The organism is Streptomyces sp. NPDC054841, from assembly GCF_053611045.1.
On the sequence record NZ_JBSGZO010000445.1, the window covers coordinates 1 to 7,007 of the forward strand.

At 66.5% G+C, this 7,007-nt stretch carries 4 protein-coding genes; 2 read left to right on the plus strand and 2 right to left on the minus strand.

Annotation, left to right across the window (positions count from 1 at the left end; translation table 11 throughout):
- Together ACWGI8_RS36070 and ACWGI8_RS36075 are read left to right on the plus strand one after the other, a co-directional pair.
- The coding region (locus tag ACWGI8_RS36070; RefSeq protein ID WP_453667563.1) for a hypothetical protein at positions 1–1,030 on the plus strand (1,030 nt) is incomplete at its 5' end.
- 43 nt (positions 1,031–1,073) lie between these two features.
- On the plus strand, positions 1,074–2,903 hold the full coding sequence (locus tag ACWGI8_RS36075) for a hypothetical protein (RefSeq protein WP_453667565.1): 1,830 nt from the start codon (positions 1,074–1,076) through the stop codon (positions 2,901–2,903).
- Positions 2,904–2,929: 26 nt separating this feature from the next.
- On the opposite strand, the gene ACWGI8_RS36080 is transcribed toward ACWGI8_RS36075, so the two are convergent.
- Together ACWGI8_RS36080 and ACWGI8_RS36085 are read right to left on the minus strand one after the other, a co-directional pair.
- Positions 2,930–6,088: a CHAT domain-containing protein gene (locus ACWGI8_RS36080; RefSeq protein WP_453667567.1), complete on the minus strand. Its 3,159-nt coding sequence runs from the start codon at positions 6,086–6,088 to the stop codon at positions 2,930–2,932.
- 346 nt (positions 6,089–6,434) lie between these two features.
- A partial coding sequence (locus ACWGI8_RS36085) for a hypothetical protein (protein ID WP_453667569.1) occupies positions 6,435–7,007 on the minus strand: 573 nt, incomplete at its 5' end.

A 7,007-nucleotide genomic window follows, 5' to 3' on the forward strand; every position in this document is an offset into this window, starting at 1 on the left:
GAACCGATCAACCTGGTGGCGCATCCCGTACGGGCAGCAGGGCGTGTCCAAGGCGGACCTGTGCAGGCAGTGGCGGGACCGGGCTCTTCCCGTCGGCCACGGCGGTTTGACCCGCGGGGTGGTCCTTCCGGAGTTGCGCACCTGTACCCAGGAGCTGCTGGAGCAGGACTGGATTGACTGCGCTGTCGCGGACACCCTCGGCCACGGCGATGCCGCGGAGGTGGCAAGCGCCCTCGATGTCGCACAGGAGGGCAGCCGCCGGGACTGGCTAACCGAGCCGCAGGTCCAGGAGGCGACCGCCGCGGTGATCGAGTACTGCGCCTGGCCTCTGACTAAGCTGGTCTGCCTGGTCGGCGCGGAGGCCCTCAAACGTGTCAAGGAGGAAGCCAAGGCGCAGGGCTACGCGTTTTCGAAAGCCACCCGCGACGACTTGAAGAATCGTGCCCCGCGGCTCGCCCGCGAACGACTGATCGCAAACGGCGGCCTCGCCGACAAGGAGCGGTTCGCGGCACTGCCCCAGCCTGGCTCCTCGCCGTATGACGAGTTGGTCGAGTCGGTGATCGAAGCGCTCCATGACGAACTTGAGTTTTCTAACGCCGCACTGGTGGCTGCGGCAAGCGAGTCCCCGTCGGCCTCTCCGCAGGCAACCGCACAACCACCCGCTGCGATGGCCCGGAAACCTCGGGCCCTTCGCCAAGACGAGGCCAGGCGCTTGCTGGGCGGTGCCGAGGCCGGACAACGATGGCTGCGGATGGAGCGTCTCGCCGGCGAGATAGGCCTGTCGGCTTACCTTAAGGCGCTCCACCGGGAGCCAGATGACATGGTCGCCGACGCGATCACCGACGCTGTCAAGGAGGTCACCGTTCACACGCTGAGGAAGCCGGACTGGGGAAGCGAAGAGGACCTGAAGGAGACCTCCGGACGCCTCAAGCAGTACGGGCGTTGGCGGCTTTTGGACCTACTGCGAAAGCGGGGCAGCCGACGGGAGGAGCCTTTGGACGACGACGGGGCTGCTGGGGGATCCGTATGACGTATGGAGCAGGCACTTGCCAAGGATCGGGGGCGGTGAGGTGATGACGCAGCAGCATGGTGGCCTGGTCACCGACGAGCAGGGCCGGATGAGCTGGTGGAACCCCGAGCCCGCAGCGGTCGCTGCTGGAGTCTTCTCTCCTGCGCCCGGAGTGACGGTCTCGGTCGACCTCATCCACCCGCAGAGAGTGCTTGCGTGGACCATGCCCGGCCACGGCTCGCTTGAGACGTTGACGGCCCTGTTCGGCGAGGCATGGGCCAGCGCGATGCGAGATCTTCTCGCCGACGCTCCTCACCGAGGGATGACCATGGCGCCTGCTCCGCCGCCGCTGCCCGAGGCCTGGGCTCGGGTCGGGCTGGTGGCCGGGGTACGACGGTGGCTGCCCGCTGCCGTCTCGGAGGCCACCGTAGGCATCGACCAAGGCCTGGCCTGCCACCAGGCCGGACTGGACGAGCAGGCCGCGGCCGAATTCGCCGCCGTGTCGGCCAGCCTGCTATACCGGGCCGAGCGGTGCTTGAACGGGGACCTGCCGACGGCCATGCGCCCCGGTCTACTTGCCGCCACCCGCGTCGCCGCGCAGCTGCTCGGCGACGAGCATCCCGCCGCCGCCGAACTCCACGATCTCGCCGCCGAACTCCAGGCCGCCGAGGTTGTCCACACTGCCGCTGGCGCCGCCGACGAGGACCTCCGCGGAGCGCTCCCCGGTGCAGCACCTGCCGTCGACGTCTCCGCTGCGGCGGCGCCGGAGGCCATGGCAATCGCCTACGTAGACCCGGCCCTGGTGCCGGCCCGGATCCTGCGCTGGGACGGCGCCGAGGCCCCGGAGCTGCTCGTGGAGACCTACACCAACCCGCACCGGCTGCGGATCAGCGCCGTGCTGACCGACGACACGGAGCCCGACGACCAAGAGGTCACCGAACTGGTGGCCCGCGTCCTCGACCCGAGCGAGGGCACCGTGTGCGGGTCCGGAGTTTTCCTGCCCGCAGAAGACGTCCACACCGAAGACGGTCACCGGATCGTCGCCGAGCTGCCCCTGCACGCCCCGCCGCCCGATCCGCTGGTGGTGCAGGTCTACCAAGCCGGCCGCCCCCACCCCTTCCTTCACACGATCCGCGACCCGTCCCTGATCCGCGTCGACCGGCTGATGCTCGAGGCCTGGATGCGGCACCGATTGGCCCTCGCCGCGCGCGTCTTGGGCGACCCCGCCTGCGAAACCCTCCTGCAGGAGGCGGCAGACCGTGCCCGAGATGCGGCCGCCGCCCTGGGGGAGCTCACCGCCACCCCCGCCGACGCCGAGCCCCTGGGACCCGAAACAGCCGGTGCGGCTTCGCTGGCCGGGCTGCGGCTGGCCGCCGGCCGCCCCACTCTGGCGGACCTGCGGGCCCGCACCGCCGCTATCGATGCCTACCTCACCGTGCTGGTCGCCGCCCCGCCCGCCACGGCGGGTGGGGTACAGGACCCGGTCGCCCAACCCTTGCTCGCGGAGCTGGAACTGCTCGCGGCCGGGGAAGCGCCGATCACCGTCGCCGCCGCTGTCATGATCCGCGACATCGAGGCGTGGCTCGTCCAGAAGGTCGACGCTCACCGCACGGTCGACGCTGTAATGGACATTGCCCTCACTGTGCCAGCTCTCGTAAGGGCTGGATATGCACCTGATGTCCTGGTCAACGCAAGAGTCAACCGCAAAGCAAGGACGGCCGAGATCACCATCACTCTCAACTCAGCACACAACCCCCAGCCTCTGACCGTGACCATCACAAGCCCTGACGGCACCTGTAGGTCAGCAGCCGTTGACAGCCTGGGTCACGCCAGGTTCGAAAACGTCCCCATCACTTCCGGGGACCTTCGCATCCGCCTGGAACCGCGGTCCTGAGAGCGACAGCAGGCGTACGGCTTTGATCAACTTTGCGGGGCATGACTGCTCGTCATCCGGACGGGAAAGCCGGAGTGGACGTAGGGCACCCAGGCGCAGGCCGGGTTGTCCATCCAGACGGCCTTCAGGCAGGCCTGGCGGTAGGCGGTGAGGCTGTCGCTCTTCGGCAGCTCGTCGTAGAAGGCGATGGCGAAGCGGTGAGCATCTCCGGGGTTGACCAGGCTCACGGTGGAAAGGTCAGCGGCGGTTCCCCGTGCCCGCAAGGCCAGCGGGAAGCCGTTGAGGTCACCGGCGTGGTGGACAGCTCCTTGGCCGATTTCGCAGGCGTTGAGGAAGACCAGGGAGGCCCGGCACCCAGAGTGCAGCCAGGCTTTCGCCGTCACCGCGGTACCTTCCGCCCCGTCCACAAGGAGCAACTGGGAGTCGGAGGACTCCGGCCATTGGCGGAGTTGGCCGTACGCGGCCACATGCACCAATCCCCAGATAGGGGCGGTGGGGTCGGGGTCAAGAAGGTGGTCTTTCCCCTGTTGCGCGTCGGTAGGACGGACCACAGCCACATCGAGTCTTTGCAAACGAGCTTCCAGTTCTTGCACTTCATCCCCCGCCCGGATTCCCTGATCCCACCCGCCGAGAAGTGCAGACGGGGAGGCCACGAGGTCGGAGGGAGCGTCATTGAGATTGGACAGGTAGCCAACCGGGCACTTCTGGATCAGGTAGCCGTCCGGCCCGTGGGCTGCATGGAGCGGCAGTCCGGAGAAGTTCCCGTGGGGTATGAGAATCAACGCGTCGGAGCCCTTCACCTTCTCCAACCACGGCTTCATCACCGCATCATGCAGCATCGTCAGATAGGTGCCAATATGAGGCCTATTTCTATGAATCGGATTGAGATAGTCCCAGATCGCTTTGCGGAGATCCAGGATGTTCACCGTTTCACTGAGCTGGCGTGACCAGTATTGGCATTGCCTGCTGCCGGTCACGTGGGCTCCCAGGGCCCATGTGCCGTGCTGGGGGGTGTACAGCAGTTGCACGAAGGTGACCGCGTGTCCGAAGCATGCGGCCACGCTGGCGAGTTCTGGGGAGGCCACGGGGCGGTAGGTGTTCTTACCCGCCAATACCCGGTTGCGCAGCAGCTCGAGCAGGCGCTGGTCGGCGTTCTCAGAGTGCTGAGCGTGCCGCCGCTCGGCCAGTTCGTATTCCTCCACAAGGTCAGGATCCTGCTCGAACGCGCGGCTCAGGGCCCCGAGCGGGGCGTGCGCGATCTTGAAGGCCAGCTTGTGGCAGTCATGCTCGGCCAGCATGCCGGCCAGATTGGCCGATGTGGTCGTGAGGCCGTGGGCGATGTCGATCAGGTCGGCTGTCCCCCGGGCGTTGGCCAGGGTGGTGTACACGATGTCACGCACGCGGATCACCGATTCCCCGACCCGCTCATCCGCTCCGGTCCCGAGCCTGAGGGAGATGAGTTCGAGTTGGGCTTCGATGGCTTCCTTGGACCGCCCGACTTTGAGGGAGGCATCACAGGCTTCCTCTGCCACGGCCTGCCGTTGCTGTGGGTCGAGGCTGGGGTTCCTGGCCAGGGCGAGCAGGAGCTCGGGACGGTAGAGCGGGGCGTAGCCTTGCGCGAACTCGTCGGCCACCTCCGCGCATACTCGGGCGACATCACTTGCCGACCGACACTCGCTAAGGGGCAGGTGGTCACGGCACCGGCGGTATGCCGGCCGCCAGTCGTCCACCGCGGCCAGCTGATCAAGGATATCTGACGTGTGAAGCGTGGCGTCCTGGGGGTAATCGCGGGCAAGCTCCATCAGGGTCTGCACCAAGCCGAGGACATGTTCGTCCCTGACTATGTTCTTCAGCTTTCGCGCTTTGCGCTTGGCCGACGGGGCAGTCGGCTTAGCCTTGGCGTGGCCACCGGTTGGGGAACTGGACCTCGGATCGAATTTCGCTCTCTGCTGGGACCAGAACCAGGCGGCTGTGGGGCGTTCGAGCCGCTCGAGCGTCTTGCTCAGGTCACGCGAGGCATCCGCTATTTGCTTGCGGATGGAAAATCTCTTCGGCGGAGAGCACAGGTCGAGTGCGCCGCCTTGGATGTCGCGCAGCAGTTCCTCATAGTTCTGCATCCTCGTGGTCCGGTCCAGCTCGAGACGTGCGAGCTGAAGATGAACCTTGAGCCTGTGATGAGGGCGCTGGCTGATCGTCCCGGCTTTTCGCGCACAGTCGGCCGCGAGCTGAACGTTGCCGTAGATCTCGGCGGCGCCGGCCACGTCGAGCAGGAAACGTGCCGCCGCCGGCTGGGCGGATCCAGGGAGGGAGGCGTAGTCATAGCTGCCCGGCTGGAAGTACGTCATGGCCTCGCCCCTGGCCGCCCGCACATCGCACTCCGCCTCCCGGAAGTGCTCCAGACGGCGTTCAGCCGACGTTATCCACCCAACCTTGTTCTTTTTGCATTTCTCGCGACGATTTCGCCAGGCCTCGCCACAGGCAATTCCAATATTCAGCACTTCGAGAGCCAGCTCCGCATCAGGTACATGCGCGAGGAGTCTCTGACGGCCTTCCTCAAGTCGGTTCAAGGCAACGTCAAAGTACTCTTCGCGAACGTCTTTGTCCTTCAGGTGCACTACTGCGGAGGCGTAGCCGGTTGCGATGTGGGCGATAGCCTTGGCCGTCATCTTGTGCCGGGAGCGAAGTGCGTCTCGGGATTCCCATGCCTCCTCGAAGAATGGAATGGCGGCTTTGGGTTCCCAGTTGTCAAAAGCGGCTTGTCCCGCGTCGGTCAGCAGGTAGACCCAGCCATCTCGCTGTGGAGGAAAGGTATTTCCATAGCCGTAGGTGGGGCGGAGTTGGTCGGCGAGGTCTTGGTACAGGTCGAAGCGCCTGGCGGCGTCACCGTGCGCCGTAAAGGATTCCACCCATTCCACCTGTTCGCGTGTCAGACCTCCGCACAGCAGTGCCTCAGTGGTCCAGAAGACGGTGTCATCTAGCGCCGCGGCGCATGGCCATGCCGCCTCGGCGTGGAGCTGGAGGCACGAGAGAGTCTCAGGCTTGCGATGCAGTTCCTCCAGCAGGTGAGAGTCGTTGGCGCGGGCCCAGCGGTACAGCTGCTCGAAGTCATCGTCACCGAGAGTGCGTTCCTGCCGCAGGCGGGCGCGGCAGTCCCTGATGATCTCAGGTGTGTTTTCGTCGGCCATGGTGATCTCCCTTGCCGCTGGTCCCAGCCTAAGCATCGAATCCCTGCAGAGGCAGCCAGGCCGAGGTGGTGCTGAAGCGTCTCCGAAAGCACATGCGCGACGGATGTCAAGCCGATACCCGATCACCGTAGTGGCGACTATCCGCACAGAACTCGGCCTCTTATTCGCGGTAAGCCAGCCGCCGAGGAACCTGGTGCCGCTCCAGCCAGTGGTCGGCAGGGTGCTTGAAAACCGCACCACGCTAAACAACGGAGTGTCGCTGATCGGCGCGATGCCTCAGCGTTGCGGGGGCCAGGAAGGCCCCGCTGGCCCTGCTTAGCCTGGTTCTCAGTCGGCCCGCCAGCGGCTACGGGGTCGTGTCGTCGTGGAGGACCACGCGGGAGAGTTCCACTGTCTGGCCGACGCGCCAGAAGTGGAGCCGACGTGCGGCCGGGGTGCCCTGTTGCAGGGCCACGCGCCAGCACACGGCGCCGTCCGCGCGGACTGCCGGTCGGCTGTTGCCGCCAGCGTCCACACGAAGCCGGTGCGGGTTCCGTCCGGGCGACTGGAGGCCGGTGAGGACCTCCACGACGACGTCGACGACCTTCTGCCAGTCCACGCCTTCGGTTGTCTTTAGCGAGGCCAGGAAGTCCGGTCCGATCATGTACGGCGGCAGCGGCCGCGTCGCCTTCTCACCCTTGGGAATGCGCCGGGTCCAGGCCAGGTAGACCTCGTGGCGGAACTGATCCTCTGGGTCGCAGAAGGCCTCCTCGCCGCGGTCCGGGCCCGAGCGCGCCCGGGCGGCCTTGAGCTCCTTTTCCAGTTTCTGCCGTCGCTGCTCGACCTTGCGGTAGTGCGTGCGCTGTCGGTCACGGTCTGCCTCGGCGGCGGCCAGGGCGGTCTCGACGCCTCGCAGGCGCGCGTCCGACAGGTCCAGCTC